Annotated in this window: 14 protein-coding genes, 2 rRNA genes and 2 riboswitches; of the genes, 13 read left to right on the top strand and 3 right to left on the bottom strand. The window is 69.8% G+C overall.

The window, feature by feature from the left end; all coding sequences use genetic code 11:
• From BBH68_RS29220 to BBH68_RS29275, 12 genes are all read left to right on the top strand, one after another.
• Positions 1-1396: ribosomal RNA gene (locus BBH68_RS29220) — 23S ribosomal RNA — on the top strand; the annotation flags it as partial.
• A 90-nt stretch (positions 1397-1486) separates the two neighbouring features.
• A 5S ribosomal RNA gene (rrf, locus tag BBH68_RS29225) occupies positions 1487-1603 on the top strand.
• 142 nt (positions 1604-1745) lie between these two features.
• Positions 1746-2354, top strand: a complete 609-nt coding sequence (clsA, locus tag BBH68_RS29230) for a cardiolipin synthase ClsA (protein WP_065966732.1) — start codon at positions 1746-1748, stop codon at positions 2352-2354.
• A 115-nt stretch (positions 2355-2469) separates the two neighbouring features.
• Positions 2470-4965 carry a mannose-1-phosphate guanyltransferase gene (locus tag BBH68_RS29235; protein WP_065966733.1) on the top strand — a complete coding sequence of 832 codons (2496 nt, stop codon included), beginning with the start codon at positions 2470-2472 and terminating at the stop codon, positions 4963-4965.
• Positions 4966-5088: 123 nt separating this feature from the next.
• Positions 5089-6024 (top strand): DUF881 domain-containing protein, encoded by a 936-nt coding sequence (locus BBH68_RS29240; protein WP_245738358.1) that lies wholly within the window; start codon positions 5089-5091, stop codon positions 6022-6024.
• On the top strand, positions 6021-6353 hold the full coding sequence (locus BBH68_RS29245) for a small basic family protein (protein ID WP_065966735.1): 333 nt from the start codon (positions 6021-6023) through the stop codon (positions 6351-6353). The genes BBH68_RS29240 and BBH68_RS29245 overlap by 4 nt, the downstream gene beginning before the upstream one ends.
• Before the next feature lie 4 nt (positions 6354-6357).
• On the top strand, positions 6358-7200 hold the full coding sequence (locus BBH68_RS29250; RefSeq protein ID WP_170066607.1) for a DUF881 domain-containing protein: 843 nt from the start codon (positions 6358-6360) through the stop codon (positions 7198-7200).
• Positions 7201-7330: 130 nt separating this feature from the next.
• Entirely contained in the window at positions 7331-8179 is an 849-nt protein-coding gene (locus BBH68_RS39860) for an FHA domain-containing protein (protein WP_079151262.1), read from the top strand.
• Positions 8180-8196: 17 nt separating this feature from the next.
• Complete coding sequence (gene ftsR, locus BBH68_RS29260) at positions 8197-8949, top strand: transcriptional regulator FtsR (RefSeq protein WP_065966737.1); 753 nt, start codon at positions 8197-8199, stop codon at positions 8947-8949.
• A gap of 52 nt (positions 8950-9001) precedes the next feature.
• Positions 9002-9475, top strand: a complete 474-nt coding sequence (locus tag BBH68_RS29265) for a bifunctional nuclease family protein (RefSeq protein WP_014181304.1) — start codon at positions 9002-9004, stop codon at positions 9473-9475.
• A gap of 229 nt (positions 9476-9704) precedes the next feature.
• Positions 9705-10328 carry a MerR family transcriptional regulator gene (locus BBH68_RS29270; RefSeq protein ID WP_065966738.1) on the top strand — a complete coding sequence of 208 codons (624 nt, stop codon included), beginning with the start codon at positions 9705-9707 and terminating at the stop codon, positions 10326-10328.
• Positions 10329-10462: 134 nt separating this feature from the next.
• Positions 10463-12067, top strand: coding sequence for a DNA polymerase IV (locus tag BBH68_RS29275; RefSeq protein WP_079151263.1), 1605 nt, complete (start codon positions 10463-10465; stop codon positions 12065-12067).
• On the opposite strand, the gene BBH68_RS29280 is transcribed toward BBH68_RS29275, so the two are convergent.
• Positions 12043-12372 (bottom strand): PRC-barrel domain-containing protein, encoded by a 330-nt coding sequence (locus tag BBH68_RS29280; RefSeq protein ID WP_170066608.1) that lies wholly within the window; start codon positions 12370-12372, stop codon positions 12043-12045. The genes BBH68_RS29275 and BBH68_RS29280 overlap by 25 nt on opposite strands.
• 123 nt (positions 12373-12495) lie before the next feature.
• A riboswitch (glycine riboswitch) is annotated at positions 12496-12593 on the top strand.
• A riboswitch (glycine riboswitch) is annotated at positions 12594-12721 on the top strand.
• 60 nt (positions 12722-12781) lie between these two features.
• Between BBH68_RS29280 and gcvP the strand changes: the two genes are divergently transcribed.
• Positions 12782-15676, top strand: a complete 2895-nt coding sequence (gene gcvP, locus BBH68_RS29285; RefSeq protein ID WP_065966741.1) for an aminomethyl-transferring glycine dehydrogenase — start codon at positions 12782-12784, stop codon at positions 15674-15676.
• An 87-nt stretch (positions 15677-15763) separates the two neighbouring features.
• On the opposite strand, the gene BBH68_RS29290 is transcribed toward gcvP, so the two are convergent.
• Together BBH68_RS29290 and BBH68_RS29295 are read right to left on the bottom strand one after the other, a co-directional pair.
• Positions 15764-15970, bottom strand: coding sequence for a DUF5999 family protein (locus BBH68_RS29290; RefSeq protein ID WP_065966742.1), 207 nt, complete (start codon positions 15968-15970; stop codon positions 15764-15766).
• 279 nt (positions 15971-16249) lie between these two features.
• Positions 16250-16834, bottom strand: coding sequence for a hypothetical protein (locus BBH68_RS29295; protein WP_065966743.1), 585 nt, complete (start codon positions 16832-16834; stop codon positions 16250-16252).
• Positions 16835-17245 lie beyond the last annotated feature (411 nt).

Raw genomic sequence — 17245 nt, forward strand, 5'->3', positions numbered from 1 at the left:
AGGGTGAGACCTGATGCCGAGCCGATTGTGGTGAAGTGGATGATCCTATGCTGTCGAGAAAAGCCTCTAGCGAGTTTCATGGCGGCCCGTACCCTAAACCGACTCAGGTGGTCAGGTAGAGAATACCGAGGCGTTCGGGTGAACTATGGTTAAGGAACTCGGCAAAATGCCCCCGTAACTTCGGGAGAAGGGGGGCCATTGCTGGTGATGGGCCTTTGCGCTCGGAGCTGGTGGTGGCCGCAGAGACCAGCGAGAAGCGACTGTTTACTAAAAACACAGGTCCGTGCGAAGCCGTAAGGCGATGTATACGGACTGACGCCTGCCCGGTGCTGGAACGTTAAGGGGACCGGTTAGTCACATTTCGGTGTGGCGAAGCTGAGAACTTAAGCGCCAGTAAACGGCGGTGGTAACTATAACCATCCTAAGGTAGCGAAATTCCTTGTCGGGTAAGTTCCGACCTGCACGAATGGCGTAACGACTTCTCGACTGTCTCAACCATAGGCCCGGTGAAATTGCATTACGAGTAAAGATGCTCGTTTCGCGCAGCAGGACGGAAAGACCCCGGGACCTTTACTACAGCTTGATATTGGTGTTCGGTTCGGCTTGTGTAGGATAGGTGGGAGACTGTGAAGCCGTGACGCCAGTCATGGTGGAGTCGTTGTTGAAATACCACTCTGGTCGTGCTGGATGTCTAACCTGGGTCCGTGATCCGGATCAGGGACAGTGTCTGGTGGGTAGTTTAACTGGGGCGGTTGCCTCCTAAAGGGTAACGGAGGCGCCCAAAGGTTCCCTCAGCCTGGTTGGCAATCAGGTGTTGAGTGTAAGTGCACAAGGGAGCTTGACTGTGAGACCGACGGGTCGAGCAGGGACGAAAGTCGGGACTAGTGATCCGGCGGTGGCTTGTGGAAGCGCCGTCGCTCAACGGATAAAAGGTACCCCGGGGATAACAGGCTGATCTTCCCCAAGAGTCCATATCGACGGGATGGTTTGGCACCTCGATGTCGGCTCGTCGCATCCTGGGGCTGGAGTCGGTCCCAAGGGTTGGGCTGTTCGCCCATTAAAGCGGTACGCGAGCTGGGTTTAGAACGTCGTGAGACAGTTCGGTCCCTATCCGCTGTGCGCGTAGGAGTCTTGAGAAGGGCTGTCCCTAGTACGAGAGGACCGGGACGGACGAACCTCTGGTGTGCCAGTTGTTCTGCCAAGGGCATGGCTGGTTGGCTACGTTCGGGAGGGATAACCGCTGAAAGCATCTAAGCGGGAAGCCTGCTTCGAGATGAGGGCTCCCACCCACTTGATGGGGTAAGGCTCCCAGTAGACGACTGGGTTGATAGGCCAGATATGGAAGCCGGGTGACCGGTGGAGTTGACTGGTACTAATAGGCCGAGGGCTTGTCCTCAGTTGCTCGCGTCCACTGTGTTGGTTCTGAAGTAACGACCATGTGCTGACCTGTATGCCGGGTTGGGCTGGTTTGTTTTCTTCATAGTGTTTCGGTGGTCATTGCGTTAGGGAAACGCCCGGTTACATTCCGAACCCGGAAGCTAAGCCTTTCAGCGCCGATGGTACTGCAGGGGGGACCCTGTGGGAGAGTAGGACGCCGCCGAACAAATTTTGAAAAGCCCCGGACGGAACCATTGGTTCCGTCCGGGGCTTTTTGTTGTATCCAGGACCCCGTGCCGAGCCGCCCGGACCTACCGGTAAGGTCATGAGGCATCCATCGACACACCGTTCCCACAGGAGGCTCCCGGGTGGAGGTCCAGGAGACACGCGTCCAGACCAACCGCGTGCTCACCATCCCGAACATCCTCAGCGCCGCGCGTCTGGTCGGCGTTCCGCTTTTCCTGTGGCTGATCCTCAGGCCCGAGTTCGGCGGGCCGAAGAGTGACGAATGGGCACTCCTCGTGCTCGCGCTCAGCGGGGTGAGCGACTATCTGGACGGGAAGCTGGCCCGCCGCTGGAATCAGATCAGCAGCCTCGGCCGGATCCTGGATCCGGCGGCCGACCGCCTCTACATTCTGTCTACACTCGTCGGTCTGACCTGGCGGGACATCCTGCCGATCTGGCTGACCGCGGTGCTCCTCGCGCGGGAGCTGGTGCTGCTGGTCATGGTCGGCATCCTGCGCCGCCACGGCTATCCGCCGCCCCAGGTCAACTTCCTCGGCAAGGCGGCGACCTTCAACCTGATGTACGCCTTCCCGCTGCTCCTTCTGAGTGATGGAAGTGGCCCACTTCACACAATCGCTGCTATTTTCGGATGGGCCTTCGCAGGATGGGGTACAACCCTCTATTGGTGGGCAGGAGTCCTCTACGTGGTTCAGGTCCGCCGACTCGTGAAGGCGGACGCCGCGGCCGACTGAGCTCGCTGATGTGCCGGCCCGTAGCGGCGGGGCGCTCGTAATGCGATAGGTATGTGGGCCATCGGGGCGCGTCAGTCGGCATGACCGTCGTCTCTTCAAGGAGGACGCTTCCGACATGAAGGCCGTCGTGATGGCGGGAGGCGAGGGAACTCGCCTGCGCCCGATGACCTCGACCATGCCCAAGCCGCTGCTGCCGGTGGCGAACCGGCCGATCATGGAGCACGTGCTGCGGCTGCTCAAGAGGCATGGTCTGTGCGAGACCGTGGTGACCGTCCAGTTCCTCGCATCGCTGGTCAAGAACTACTTCGGTGACGGCGAGGAGCTCGGTATGGAGCTCACGTACGCCAATGAGGAAAAGCCACTCGGCACCGCCGGCAGCGTCAAAAACGCGGAGGAGGCACTCAAGGACGATGCCTTTCTCGTGATTTCGGGCGATGCCCTGACGGACTTCGACCTCACCGAGCTGATCAATTTCCACAAGGAGAAGGGCGCGCTGGTCACGGTCTGTCTGACCCGTGTGCCCAATCCCCTGGAGTTCGGCATCACCATCGTCGACGAGGGCGGCCGGGTCGAGCGCTTCCTGGAGAAGCCCACCTGGGGGCAGGTCTTCTCCGACACGGTGAACACCGGCATCTATGTGATGGAGCCTGAGGTCTTCGACTATGTCGAGCCCGATGTGCCCGTCGACTGGTCCGGTGATGTCTTCCCGCAGCTCATGAAGGAAGGCAAGCCGATTTACGGCTATGTCGCCGAGGGCTACTGGGAGGACGTCGGCACCCACGAGAGCTATGTGAAGGCCCAGGCCGATGTGCTGGAGGGCAAGGTCGACGTCGAAATCGACGGCTTCGAGATCTCCCCCGGGGTGTGGGTCGCCGAGGGCGCCGAGGTCCATCAGGACGCCGTGCTGCGCGGCCCGCTCTACATCGGCGACTACGCGAAGGTGGAGGCGGACGCGGAAATCCGCGAGCACACCGTCGTGGGGTCGAACGTCGTCGTGAAGAGCGGCGCCTTCCTGCACAGAGCCGTGGTCCACGACAACGTGTACGTGGGCCAGCAGGCCAATCTGCGCGGCTGCGTCATCGGAAAGAACACAGACGTCATGCGGGCCGCCCGGATCGAGGACGGCGCGGTCATCGGCGACGAGTGCCTGATCGGCGAGGAATCGATCGTCCAGGGCAATGTCCGGGTGTACCCCTTCAAGACGATCGAGGCGGGCGCCTTCGTCAACACCTCGGTCATCTGGGAGTCGCGCGGCCAGGCCCACCTCTTCGGCGCCCGCGGCGTGTCCGGGATCCTGAACGTGGAGATCACCCCGGAGCTGGCCGTGCGGCTCGCCGGCGCCTATGCCACCACCCTCAAGAAGGGCTCGACGGTCACCACCGCCCGTGACCACTCCCGTGGTGCGCGGGCGCTCAAGCGGGCTGTGATCTCGGCCCTCCAGACCAGTGCCATCGACGTCCGGGACCTGGAGAACGTGCCGCTGCCCGTGGCGCGCGAGCAGACCGCCCGGGGCAGCGCCGGCGGCATCATGATCCGTACCTCGCCCGGCGTGCCCGACTCCGTCGACATCATGTTCTTCGACGAGCGCGGCGCCGACCTGTCGGCCGCCCGGCAGCGGAAGCTGGACCGGGTGTACGCGCGCCAGGAGTACCGGAGGGCCTTCCCCGGCGAGATCGGCGACCTGAGCTTCCCGTCCAGCGTCTTCGACTCCTACACCGGCTCCCTGCTGCGCGCCGTGGACACCAGCGGCATCGCCGAGTCGGGCCTCAAGGTCGTCGTGGACGCCTCCAACGGCAGCGCGGGGCTGGTTCTGCCCAGCCTGCTCGGCCGGCTCGGGGTCGACGCGCTGACCATCAATCCCGGGCTGAACGAATCACGGCCCACCGAGACCGCGGAGGCGCGCCGCTCGGGCCTGGTACGGCTCGGGGAGATCGTCGCCTCGGCCCGCGCGGCGTTCGGCGTGCGCTTCGACCCGGTGGGCGAGCGGCTGTCGCTGGTGGACGAGCGCGGGCGCATCGTCGAGGACGACCGGGCCCTGCTGGTCATGCTGGACCTGGTGGCCGCGGAGCGCCGCAGCGGGCGGGTGGCGCTGCCGGTGACCACCACCCGCATCGCCGAGCAGGTGGCCGCGTACCACGGCACCCAGGTGGAGTGGACCACCACCGCGGCCGACGACCTCACCCGGGTCGCCAGGGCGGAGGGCACCATTTTCGGCGGGGACGGGCGCGGCGGGTTCATCATCCCCGAGTTCAGCAGCGTCTTCGACGGCACGGCCGCCTTCGTGCGGCTGATCGGCCTGGTGGCCCGCACCCAGCTCACCCTCAGCCAGATCGACGCCCGGATTCCGCGCGCCCATGTGCTGCGCCGCGATCTGGCCACCCCCTGGGCGGTCAAGGGCCTGGTCATGCGCCGCGTGGTGGAGGCGGCGGGCGACCGCTCGGTGGACACCACCGACGGCGTGCGCGTGGTCGAGGCCGACGGGCGCTGGGTCATGGTGCTGCCCGATCCGGCGGAGGCGGTCACCCATCTGTGGGCGGAGGGTCCGGACGACGCGTCGGCGCAGACGCTGCTGGACGAGTGGTCCGCCGTGGTGGAGAGCGCCGGACGCTGACCCGATCCCCCTGGTGGGGCGCGGCCGAGCGGCCGCGGAGAGTACGCGGGGGCGCGGCCGCCGACGGCCCGGATCCGGCTCGCCGGTGGGGCCATTCGGCGGCCGCGCCCCCGACGTGCGACGATGTGCGGCATGCCGCAGCAGCCCCCCGTTCGGAGCACAGCTCCGCCGCGCCCCCGTCCGCGTCTCGACGCGTCCATGTCGCTGCTGACCAATGTGATGGACCACAGCCTCGACGACGGATACGCCGAGGCGGCCGCGCGGCACGGCACGGAGGGCCGGCGCGGCCTGCCGCGCACGCTGCGCGGCAGGCTGGTGGTGGCCGCGGGGCTGGTGCTGGTCGCGGGCATCGTGACCATCGGCGCCGTCGAGGCCCGGATATCGGCGCCGACGCTGGCCAAGGAGCGGGAGAAGCTGATCGACCGCATCGAGACGGGAAACTCGAACGCGGACGACCTCCAGAAGAGCGTGGACAGGCTCCGCAAGGAGGTCGGGGACAGGCAGCGGCAGGCGCTGGAGAAGCACGGCGGGGACAAGGGGGAGCTGGTCGCGCTGCTGTCCGGGGCGACCGAGGTGAAGGGCCCGGGGGTCAAGCTGGTCGTCGACGACGCCAAGCAGGCCGACGAGGGCGGCGGCGGGCCGCGCGAGAGCGCCAACTTCTCGGACACCGGCCGGGTGCGCGACCGCGACATGCAGCGGGTCGTGAACGGGCTGTGGGAGGCGGGCGCGGAGGCCGTCTCGATCAACGGGCAGCGGCTGACCGCCCTCTCGGCGATCAGGGCCGCGGGAGACGCCATACTGGTCGACAACAAGCCGCTGGCGCCGCCGTACACGGTGCTCGCGGTGGGGGACGGACGGCGGCTGAGCACGGCCTTCCAGGACAGTGCCGACGGACAGTACCTGCATGTGCTGCACGAGAACTACGGCATCCGCACCAGCATCTCCGCCGAGGACGAGGTGCTGCTCCCGGCCGCGCCGAGTCTGATCGTACGAACCGCAGAACCGATAGCCGGTGGCCCCGGGAAGGGCGGCACCGACACAGGGAAGGGCACATCGTGATCGCCGTACTGGGCCTCGTCGTGGGAGTCGTGGTCGGACTCGTGGTCCGACCCGTGGTGCCGACGGTGGTCGAGCCCTATCTGCCGATCGCCGTCGTGGCCGCGCTGGACGCGGTGTTCGGCGGCTTCCGGGCGATGCTCGACGGGATCTTCGACGACAAGGTCTTCGTGGTCTCGTTCCTGTCCAATGTGGTGGTCGCCGCGCTGATCGTCTTCCTCGGCGACAAGCTCGGGGTCGGTGCCCAGCTGTCCACCGGCGTGGTGGTCGTCCTCGGCATCCGGATCTTCTCCAACGCCGCCGCCATCCGCCGCCATGTCTTCCGGGCGTGAGCCGATGACGACCGACCAGACCCCGGCCGAGCCCGGGAAGCCGACCGACGAGACCTTGAGCGGACCCGCCGAGGGGGCCGTAGACGGTCCTGAGGACGCCGGGGAGAGCGCGGAGGCCGCGCAGCCGTTCACCGGCCGCCAGCGGCTGGTGAACGGCCTGTGGCCGCCCCGGTTGACCCGGGCTCAACTCATCGTCGCGCTCCTGCTGTTCGGGCTGGGCCTCGGCCTGGCCATCCAGGTGCGCTCGACCAATGAGAGCAGCGTGCTGCGCGGCGCCCGGCAGGAGGACCTGGTGCGCATCCTCGACGAGCTGGACAACCGCACCGAGCGGCTCCACGAGGAGAAGCAGCGGCTGGAGAAGCAGCAGACCGAGTTGGAGAACAGCTCGGACCAGGCCGAGGAGGCCCGTAAGCAGACGGCCCAGAAGGAGCGGCAGCTCGCCGTGCTCGCGGGTACGGTCGCCGCGCAGGGGCCGGGCATCACCATGAAGATCGACGCGTCGGGGAGCGCCGTGGAGTCGGACATGCTGCTCGACGCGGTGCAGGAACTGCGCGCCGCCGGTGCCGAGGCGATCCAGATCGGCAAGGTGCGGGTGATCGCCAGTACGTACTTCTCGGACGTCGGCGGCGCGGTGGAAATCGATGGACGGAAAGTGACACAGCCGTACGTGATCAAGGTCATCGGCAAGCCGGAGGACTTGGAGCCGGCCCTGAACATTCCGGGCGGAGTGGTGCAGAGCCTGGAGAAGGAGCAGGCCACCGTGTCCATCGAGCGTTCGGAGAAGATCGTCGTCGACGCCTTGCGGTCGGCGAAGCGGCCTGACTACGCTCGGTCGTCATCACGGTGAGGCGGTTCGGTATGGGAGTCTCGCGGCGAGACGATGAGGACGCGGGGGGTCGGCGCACCGGAAGAGTCGCGCGTGATGGAAACTGTCTGGTGGTCACGGACGTTGTGAGGATGTCCGGACCGTCTGGTGTGTGCATCGAGGGTTTGCCCTGCCCCACGGGCGGGTCTGTTTCAGTCAAGGGGAATCGCCCGTGAAGTTGTTCGGGAAGTTGTTCGGCAAGAGCGCACGCCAGGACGGCGGCAGCAGCACCGCTCGCCACCGCGCCCCGCGTGCCGCGGAGGAGAGCGGGGTGAGTGAGGAGCGTCCGCTGTTCCGGGACCAGGTCGGTGGTCAGGGCGGCGGCATTCCGGGTGGTCAGGGCGCGTCTTCTGTTGACCCTGCCGCATCCGGACGCATAGGTTTCGGGGAACCGTCGACCGCGAACACGGGCGGAGGGTTCGGCTTGCCTGTCTGTCCCAGGTGCGGGCACCAAAACGCGGAAGCCAGCCGGTTCTGCTCCAACTGCGGCGCGCCGCTGCGGGGCCAGGCGCCTTCCGAGCGCGCCTCGGAGACGACGTCGACCATCTCGATCTCCGGGCTGGAGGCCTACGACTCCGAGGTGACCGGGCAGACTCCGCTGCCCTCGCTCTCCCCGGAGGCCCAGGCGGCCGTCGACGCGCTGCCCCCGGGGTCGGCGCTGCTGGTGGTCCGCCGCGGTCCGAACTCCGGCAGCCGCTTCCTGCTGGACAGCGATGTGACCACGGCCGGCCGTCACCCGCAGAGCGACATCTTCCTGGACGACGTGACGGTCTCGCGTCGCCATGTGGAGTTCCGGCGCGGCCAGGACGGCTCCTTCACCGTCGCGGACGTCGGCAGCCTGAACGGGACGTACCTCAACCGGGAGCCGATCGACTCGGCCATCCTGACCAGCGGCGACGAGGTGCAGATCGGCAAGTACCGGATGGTCTTCTACCCGAGCCAGCGAGGCTTCGGCATCTGACCCGCCAGGGGAGGTCCATGCGTCAGACACCGTCGGGCGGTGCCGGCACCGGCACCGCCCCCGCGGGCGGCCGGCCGATGAGCATCGGCACCGTGCTGCGTCTGCTGCGGGATGAATTCCCCGAGGTCACCGTCTCCAAGATCCGTTTTCTGGAGGCCGAGGGCCTGGTCGAGCCGCGCCGCTCGCCCTCCGGCTGTCGAAAATTCAGCCCGGAGGACGTGGCGCGGCTCGGCCATGTCCTGCGCCTGCAGCGTGACCACTACCTGCCACTGAAGGTCATTCGGGAGCATCTGGACGCCCTGGAGCGGGGAGAGCGGCCCCGGCTCCCCGCCGCGGCCCCGGGCCGCCGGCCGCCCGCTTCGGGCGAGGAGGGGCCGGAGGGCGCCCCGGAGCGCCGCACCGCCCCCCGGGTGGGCCGGGCCGAGCTGCTGGCCGCCACCGGGCTCGCCGAGGCCGAGCTGGCCGCGTGGGAGTCGTACGGCCTGGTCGCGCCGGATCCGGACGGCGGTTACGGCATCGAGGCGGTGACGGTCGTCAGGCTCCTCGCGGACCTGGGTCGTTTCGGTCTGGAACCACGTCATTTGCGGATCATGAAAGCCGCCGCGGAGCGTGAGGCGGGACTGCTCGAGCAGGTGGTCGCACCCCTGCGGGGACACCGAAATCCGCAGACCAGAGCCCATGCGGAGGCCAGCGCCCAGGAGCTCGCCGAGCTGTCCGTACGGCTTCACGCGGCCTTTGTGCAGTCCGCATTGCGGGTCGGTTCCCGGTGACCGGCCCGGCCCCGACTATCCAAACCGGCCGGGCACGTCCTAGGGTTGCTGTGTGAACGAGCTCGACGTCGTGGGTGTCCGGGTGGAGATGCCCTCCAACCAACCGATCGTGCTCCTGCGCGAGGTAGGAGGCGACCGCTACCTCCCCATTTGGATCGGCCCCGGGGAGGCGACCGCGATCGCCTTCGCCCAGCAGGGCATGGCTCCGGCGCGCCCGCTGACCCACGACCTCTTCAAGGACGTGCTCGACGCGGTCGGCCAGCAGCTCACCGAGGTCCGGATCACGGACCTGCGCGAAGGGGTCTTCTACGCGGAACTGGTGTTCGCCAGCGGGGTGGAGGTCAGTGCGCGGCCGTCCGATGCCATAGCGCTGGCGCTGCGCACCGGCACGCCGATCTACGGCAGTGACGGCGTGCTGGACGACGCGGGGATCGCCATCCCGGACGAGCAGGAGGACGAGGTGGAGAAGTTCCGCGAGTTCCTCGACCAGATCTCGCCCGAGGACTTCGGCACCAGCAGCCAGTGAGCACCAGCAGCCGGTGAGCGGGCGCCGCGGTGAGCCGATGGGCCGAGCCGCCGATGAGCTGCGCCATACGCCGGTTCTCGCCAGCGCATTCGAGTAGCCTTTCCCCGCAGAGGGACACGGGAAACCACCCTTAGGGTGATTATCACTCGGCGTGCCGAGTGTGGCGATCGTTGACGCACCCCGGGTGACTGCCTACCGTCGAGAAGGCAGGTCGAGGACGGAGGTCGGCGTGAGAAGCAGCAGCGACGGCACGGCGGCAGGCGGTCCGTACGCGCTCCAGGGGAGCGCACCGGCCGAACCGGCACTGAAGGCTCGGGTCGCGGCACAGGCCGCGCCGAGGGAAGGCGCTTCGGCGAAGCCCGAGAAGGTGGGATACCGCGGGCCGACCGCGTGCGCCGCCGCCGGCATCACCTACCGCCAGCTGGACTACTGGGCGCGCACCGGGCTGGTGGAGCCGAGCGTCCGGCCCGCGTACGGCTCGGGCAGCCAGCGGCTGTACAGCTTCCGGGACGTCGTCGTCCTCAAGATCGTCAAGCGGCTCCTGGACACCGGCGTGTCCCTGCAGAACATCCGGGCCGCCGTCCAGCACCTGCGCTCCCGCGGCCTCGACGACCTCGCCCAGATGACGCTGATGAGCGACGGTGCGACGGTCTACGAGTGCACCTCGCCCGACGAGGTGGTGGACCTCCTCCAGGGCGGCCAGGGCGTCTTCGGGATCGCGGTGGGCGTGGTGTGGCGGGACGTGGAGAGCGCGCTGGCCCAGCTGCACGGCGAGCGGGTGGACACCGGCGAGACGCTGGTGGGGCACAACCCCGAGGACGAGCTCGCGCGGCGCCGCAACCGGGCGGGCTGAACCGCCCTGGGGTCTGTCGTCACCGGGGGAGCCGTGCGCGCGCGAGCCGGAGCGCGCCGCGGCCGGGCCTTCGGCTGAACGGCCCACCGGCCGGACCGCCCGATTGTCAGTGGCATGCGGCAGCATCTGTAGGTGTGAGGGGTGCGCCGACGATCCTGCATCTGGACATGGACGCCTTCTTCGCCGCGGCGGAGCAGGCGGCCAAGCCCAGCCTGCGCGGCAAGCCCGTGATCGTCGGCGGGCTGGGGCCGCGCGGCGTGGTCTCCACGGCCTCCTACGAGGCGCGGGTGTTCGGGGTCCGTTCGGCCATGGCGATGGCCCAGGCCCGCCGCCTGTGTCCGAACGCGGCGTACCTCGCCCCCCGCTTCGCCGTGTACCGACAGGTGAGCGACACCGTCATGGGGCTGCTGAGCGAGCTGTCCCCCCTGGTGGAGCCCCTGAGCCTGGACGAGGCGTTCGTGGATCTGGAGGCCGGCGGTGTCCCGGCCTCCCCCGAGGCGGCGCGGGCCGTGGGGGAGCGGCTGCGGGCGGACATCGCGGCCGCCACCGGGCTGACCGGCTCGGTGGGCCTGGCCGGTTCCAAGATGCTCGCCAAGATCGCCTCCGAGCAGGCCAAGCCCGATGGGCTGGTGCTCATCGAGCCGGGCACCGAATGGGAGCTGCTGGGGCCGATGTCGGTGCGCACCCTCCCGGGGGTGGGCCCGGCCACCGCGGAGGCGCTGCGCCGGGCGGGGATCCACACCGTCGCCGAGACCCGGGAGGCGGGGGAGGAGGAGCTGGTGCGGCTGCTGGGCAAGGCCCACGGCGCCTCGCTGTACGCGATGGCCTGCGGGCGGGACGACCGGCCGGTCGTCGCCGAGCGGGACGCCAAGTCCGTGTCGGTGGAGGACACCTTCGACGTCGACCTCACCGACCGCACCCGGGTGCAGGTGGAGGTGGCGCGGCTGGCCGACCGGTGTGTGCGGCGGCTGCGCGAGGCCGGTCGCTCGGGGCGCACGGTCGTGCTCAAGGTGCGGCGTTACGACTTCTCCACCCTGACCAGGTCCGAGACGCTGCGCGGACCGACGGACGACCCGGCGGTGGTGCGGGAGGCCGCGGCGCGGCTGCTCGAGGGGGTGGACACCACGGCGGGCGTGCGGCTGCTGGGGGTGGGCGTGACCGGCCTGGCGGACTACACCCAGGAGGACCTCTTCGCCCAGGCCGCGCAGGCCGCCCACGAGGCCGAGGAGGCCCAGGAGAGGGCCCAGGAGGTGACGGAGGGGGCGGGGGAGGCCGGAGGGGCGCCGCAGGCCCTCCCGGCGGCCCTGGAGGAGGGCGGTGAGGACGTCTCCCGGCCCCGCCGCTGGCTGCCCGGCGCCGATGTGCGACACGCCGAGTACGGGGCGGGGTGGGTGCAGGGCAGCGGGGTCGGCCGGGTGACCGTGCGGTTCGAGGACCCCTGGTCGGCGCCGGGCCGGGTGCGGACCTTCGCGGTCGACGACCCGGCGCTGGAGCCGGCGGAGCCGCTGCCGCTGGTGCGCCCCGAGCCCGCCGCCGGCCCGGACGAAAGCCCCGCCATCCCGGACGGAAGCCCCGGCCACGACCGGGACCAGGCTCATGACCAGCACCAGGCTCACGCCCCGGACCCCGGCCATGACCACGGCCCCGGCCCCGGCCACGACCACGGCCCCGGCCACGACCCGGGCCGGGCCCACGACCGGGACCGCGGCCGGGCTCAGCCGCTCACATCGAGCCCGTAGTGGTGGTAGAGCTGCAGCTCCTGCTCGGGCGACAGATGGCGGCCGACCCCGAAGTCCGGCGCGTCCTTGATCAGCGCCCGCTCGTACGGCACCCGCAGCGTGTCGCCGACGATCTCGCTCGGTTCCAGCGGCACGAACACATCCCGGCTGAACAGCCCGGTGCGTACGGCCGCCCACTCCGGCTCGCCGGTCGCGTCGTCGAGGTAGACCTCGTCCACCGTGCCGATCTTCGTGCCATCGCGGTCGAAGGCCTTGCGGCCGATGAGGGTCCGCGGATCGATGTCGGTCTGCACACTCTCTCCCACAGGTGGCCATTCTTCCGTGACTTCCCGTGATTCCTACGAAAAGCCACAACGCCGCGCGCGTCCACTCGAGCGCTCTCCGAAAGATCCCGCCGACAGGCTCGCTGGTAGGCTGACTGTGGCTGCAGACCCCGTGCGGGAGAGTCCTCCGCCGACGTCGTCGGAGGCGCCGAAGGAGCAAATCCTCCCCGGAATCTCTCAGGCACACGTACCGCGCGGGTGAGGTCACTCTGGAAAGCAGGGTGGGCCACGGGCGAGCACGGCTCCGGGACCCCTCCTCACCGACGGTGAAAGCCGGACCGCCACCCGCGGACCGGTGAAGCTCTCAGGTCGAGATGACAGAGGGGGAGGCCGTTCGGGCACCCGCGCCGTGGTGTCCCTCATCGGTCGTACAGACCAGGAGGCCTCGCAGATGACCGCCAACCGCACCTCACTGACCGAGCTCGAGCGCGGTACGCCATTCGAGCAGCGCCATGTGGGACCCGACGCCGAGGCGCAGGCCAAGATGCTCGCGCAGGTCGGGTTCGGCTCGCTCGACGAACTCACCCAGGCCGCCGTCCCGGACATCATCAAGAGCACCGAGCAGCTGGGGCTGCCCCCGGCCCGCAGCGAGGCCGAGGTGCTGGCCGAGCTGCGCGGCCTCGCCGAGCGCAACCAGCTGCTCGCCCCCATGATCGGCCTGGGCTACCACGGGACCTTCACCCCTCCGGTGATCCTGCGCAATGTGCTGGAGAACCCGGCCTGGTACACGGCGTACACGCCCTACCAGCCCGAGATCTCCCAGGGCAGGCTGGAGGCGCTGCTCAACTTCCAGACGGTCGTCGCCGATCTCACCGGGCTGCCCACCGCCGGCGCCTCGCTGCTCGACGAGGCCACCGCCGCCGCCGAGGCCATGGCGCTGTCCCGGCGGGTGGGCAAGGTCAAGCAGGGCGTGTTCCTGGTCGACGCCGATGCCCTGCCGCAGACCGTCGCGGTCATCCGGACCCGGGCCGAGCCCACCGGCGTCGAGGTGGTCGTCACCGACCTCTCGGAGGGCATACCGGCCGAGGTGGCCGAGCGCGGCGTGTTCGGCGTGCTGCTCCAGTACCCCGGGGCCTCCGGCGCCGTCCGGGACCTCCGTCCGGTCATCGAGCGGGCCCATGAGCTGGGCGCCGTGGTCACCGTCGCCGCGGACCTGCTCGCCCTCACCCTGCTCACCTCGCCCGGCGAGCTGGGCGCCGACATCGCGGTCGGCAACAGCCAGCGGTTCGGGGTGCCGATGGGCTTCGGCGGGCCGCACGCCGGATTCATGGCCGTCCGCCAGGCCTACGCCCGCAGCCTGCCCGGCCGTCTGGTGGGTGTCTCGGTCGACGCCGACGGCGACAAGGCGTACCGCCTGGCCCTGCAGACCCGCGAGCAGCACATCCGCCGGGAGAAGGCCACCAGCAACATCTGCACCGCCCAGGTGCTGCTCGCCGTGATGGCCGGCATGTACGCCGTCTACCACGGCCCGGAGGGCCTGCGGACCATCGCCCGGCGCACCCACCGCTACGCGGCCGTGCTCGCCGAGGGGCTGCGCGCCGGGGGCGTGGAGATCGTGCACGGGGCGTTCTTCGACACCCTCACCGCCCATGTCCCGGGCCGGGCCGCCGAGGTCGTGACCGCGGCCCGCGAGGCCGGGGTCAATCTGCGCCTGACCGATGCCGACCACGTGGGCATCGCCTGCGACGAGACCACCGGACGGGCCCAGCTGGCCGCCGTGTGGTCGGCCTTCGGCGTGGACGGCGGCCTGCCGGCCATCGACGAGCTGGACGCCGCGGCGGCCGACGCGCTCCCCGCCGGGCTGCTGCGCACCGACACGTATCTGACCCACCCGGTCTTCCACCGGCACCGCTCCGAGACCGCGATGCTGCGCTACCTGCGGCGCCTGGCCGACCGCGACTACGCCCTGGACCGGGGCATGATCCCGCTCGGCTCCTGCACCATGAAGCTCAACGCCACCACCGAGATGGAGCCGGTCACCTGGCCGGAGTTCGGGGCGCTGCACCCCTTCGCGCCCGTCGAGCAGGCCCAGGGCTATCTGACGCTGATCCGCGAGCTGGAGGAGCGGCTGGCCGAGGTCACCGGCTACGACAAGGTGTCCCTGCAGCCGAACGCCGGATCGCAGGGCGAGCTGGCCGGGCTGCTGGCCGTCCGGGCCTACCACCGGGCCAACGGCGACGAGCGCCGCACCGTCTGCCTCATCCCGTCCTCCGCGCACGGCACCAACGCCGCCAGCGCCGTGATGGCGGGCATGAAGGTCGTCGTGGTCAAGACCGGCGAGGACGGCGAGGTGGACGCCGACGACCTGCGCGCCAAGATCGGGCAGTACGGCGACGAACTGGCCGTCCTGATGGTCACCTACCCCTCCACGCACGGCGTGTTCGAGGAGCACATCGGCGAGATCTGCGCGGCCGTGCACGACGCGGGCGGCCAGGTCTACGTGGACGGCGCGAACCTCAACGCGCTGGTGGGGCTGGCCCGGCCGGGCCGGTTCGGCGGCGATGTCTCCCACCTGAACCTGCACAAGACCTTCTGCATCCCGCACGGCGGCGGCGGCCCCGGCGTGGGCCCGGTCGCGGTGCGCGAGCACCTGGCGCCTTACCTCCCCAACCACCCGCTGCAGCCCGCGGCGGGCCCGGCGACCGGGGTGGGCCCGGTCGCGGCCGCGCCCTGGGGCTCGGCGGGCATCCTGCCGATCTCGTGGGCGTACGTGCGGCTGATGGGCGCCGAGGGGCTGCGCCGGGCGACCCAGGTGGCGGTGCTCAGCGCCAACTACGTCGCCAAGCGGCTGGAGCCGCACTACCCGGTGCTCTACACCGGCCCCGGCGGCCTGGTCGCCCACGAGTGCATCATCGACCTGCGGCCGCTGACCAAGGCGACCGGGGTGAGCGTGGACGATGTCGCGAAGCGGCTGGTGGACTACGGGTTCCACGCGCCCACGATGTCCTTCCCGGTCGCCGGCACGCTGATGATCGAGCCGACGGAGAGCGAGGACCTGGCGGAGCTGGACCGGTTCTGCGAGGCGATGATCGCCATCCGGGCGGAGATCGAGAAGGTCGGCTCGGGGGAGTGGCCCGAGGACGACAACCCGCTGCGGAACGCCCCGCACACGGCGGCCGCGCTGAGCGGGGAGTGGGCGCACCCCTACACCCGGTCGGAGGCGGCCTTCCCGGCCGGGGTGTCGGCGTCCGACAAGTACTGGCCCCCGGTGCGGCGGATCGACGGCGCCTTCGGCGACCGCAACCTGGTCTGCTCCTGCCCGCCGCTGGAGTCGTACGACAGCTGACCGGCACCGCCCCGGTCGGAGAGGTCGGATACGGGGCCGGTGCGGCGCGAGCGCCGGGCCGGCCCCTCTGCGGGCGGGGTGTCGGGCCTAGGCCGCGGTGACGACGCGCTCGGCGTCCAGCGGCCGGCGCGGCGCGATGACCTGCCCGTCCGGCAGCAGCTCACCGGTGTCCTCGAAGAGGAGGACGCCATTGCACAACAGGCTCCAGCCCTGCTCGGGGTGGTGCGCCACGAGATGGGCGGCCTCCCGGTCGGCGGAGTCGGCTGACGGGCACGGTGGCTGATGCTGGCACATGGAAGGGATCTCTCGCTGTGGTGTGGTGAGTTTCCTGTGGCTTGCTGCGGCAGTCATGGCCGCCCCCCGTTGGTCAGTCGGTTCGTTGCTCCCAGTGTTGCCCTACGGGCCGGTTCCCGCAGGGATTTCGTGGCACCGGTACTGCTAGATGATGACGCATTCGGGCGTGCGTCGGTTCATCATGGCGGGACTGTTACGAGCCTGCGGCGAAGCGCCCCGTGATCCCTCCTCGGGATCACGGGGCGCTTCGGGCGCGGGCGGCGGCCGGCCGCGGGCGGGTCAGGCGGAGGAGCCGAGCAGCGGAGTCGGCGTCGGCGTCAGCCGCAGGGTCAGCACCGGCAGCAGGTCAGCCGCGCGGTGCGGGCGGTGGGCGGCGATCCCGGGCGGGGCGGGGGTCAGCGGCACCAGCAGGTCGGCGGCGGCGAGGTGGCCCTCGGCGGGGTCGGCGGCCGGGTCGCCGCGCAGCCACAGCGTCAGCATGTACAGCTCGGGGATGGACAGCAGACGGGGCTGGTACACCGAGGGCAGCGACTCGGCCTGGCGCAGCGCCTGTTCGGCCGAGGCCACGTACGGACCTTCGGAGAAGTGGGAGAACACCCAGCCGTCGGCGGCCAGCATCGCCTCGGCGGAGGCCGCCGTACGGTCACCGTCGCGGATCAGGAACCGCCATCCGGTGAGCCGGGCGCGCGGCGGGCCGTCGGCGGCGGTGATGTCGTCCAGGACGTGGACGGGCAGGGGGAGTTCCAGCTCGAAGGGTCCGTCCAGGGAGCCGAGGACCGGGGTGCGGGCGGCGGTGGGAGAGCCAAGGGCCGTGCGGATGCTGTTCAGAGCAGGCGCTGGAGCCGGAGGGACGTGCAGCGGCATGGTGGGTCGCCTCTCACTTCGGAGACACGGTGGAGCGCTGGCGTGCCAGGTACGGATGGGCGCTGGGGGTGTGCGCGGGTCAGAGGGGGCCTGAGCGAACGTCAGGGAACGGTCTCTCTGCCTCGGTTACCGAGCTTATACGACAAGTGTTCCCGTCGTGTTTCATGTACCTGTCCCCGGTATTGCGGGCAAGCACTTATCCGGTCCGCCGGGGCGCGGGCATTTTCGCCGATTCTCTGCCGTATGCACGGATATGACCTGGCATTTTAACCCACGCCGGGTAGGCTTGATCTCGCCGGTGTTTTTCGTCACGGCAATCCGGTGCTGTGCAGAGCCTATCGGCTGAGCCGCCCGCGCGGGGCGTTATCGATCACATTGGCTGGGCATCATCGAGCGTGATGTAGGCGGCCG

The sequence above is a fragment of the Streptomyces sparsogenes genome (genome assembly GCF_001704635.1).
In the GTDB taxonomy this organism is placed as follows: domain Bacteria; phylum Actinomycetota; class Actinomycetes; order Streptomycetales; family Streptomycetaceae; genus Streptomyces; species Streptomyces sparsogenes.

What these genes read in the sequence shown, in the direction of transcription:
- BBH68_RS29235 (WP_065966733.1), top strand. Translation starts at nt 2,470, where the DNA reads ATGAAGGCCGTCGTGATGGCGGGAGGCGAGGGAACTCGCCTGCGCCCG.
- BBH68_RS29240 (WP_245738358.1), top strand. Translation starts at nt 5,089, where the DNA reads ATGTGCGGCATGCCGCAGCAGCCCCCCGTTCGGAGCACAGCTCCGCCG.
- BBH68_RS29250 (WP_170066607.1), top strand. Translation starts at nt 6,358, where the DNA reads ATGACGACCGACCAGACCCCGGCCGAGCCCGGGAAGCCGACCGACGAG.
- ftsR (WP_065966737.1), top strand. Translation starts at nt 8,197, where the DNA reads ATGCGTCAGACACCGTCGGGCGGTGCCGGCACCGGCACCGCCCCCGCG.
- gcvP (WP_065966741.1), top strand. Translation starts at nt 12,782, where the DNA reads ATGACCGCCAACCGCACCTCACTGACCGAGCTCGAGCGCGGTACGCCA.
- BBH68_RS29290 (WP_065966742.1), bottom strand. Translation starts at nt 15,970, where the DNA reads ATGTGCCAGCATCAGCCACCGTGCCCGTCAGCCGACTCCGCCGACCGG.
- BBH68_RS29295 (WP_065966743.1), bottom strand. Translation starts at nt 16,834, where the DNA reads ATGCCGCTGCACGTCCCTCCGGCTCCAGCGCCTGCTCTGAACAGCATC.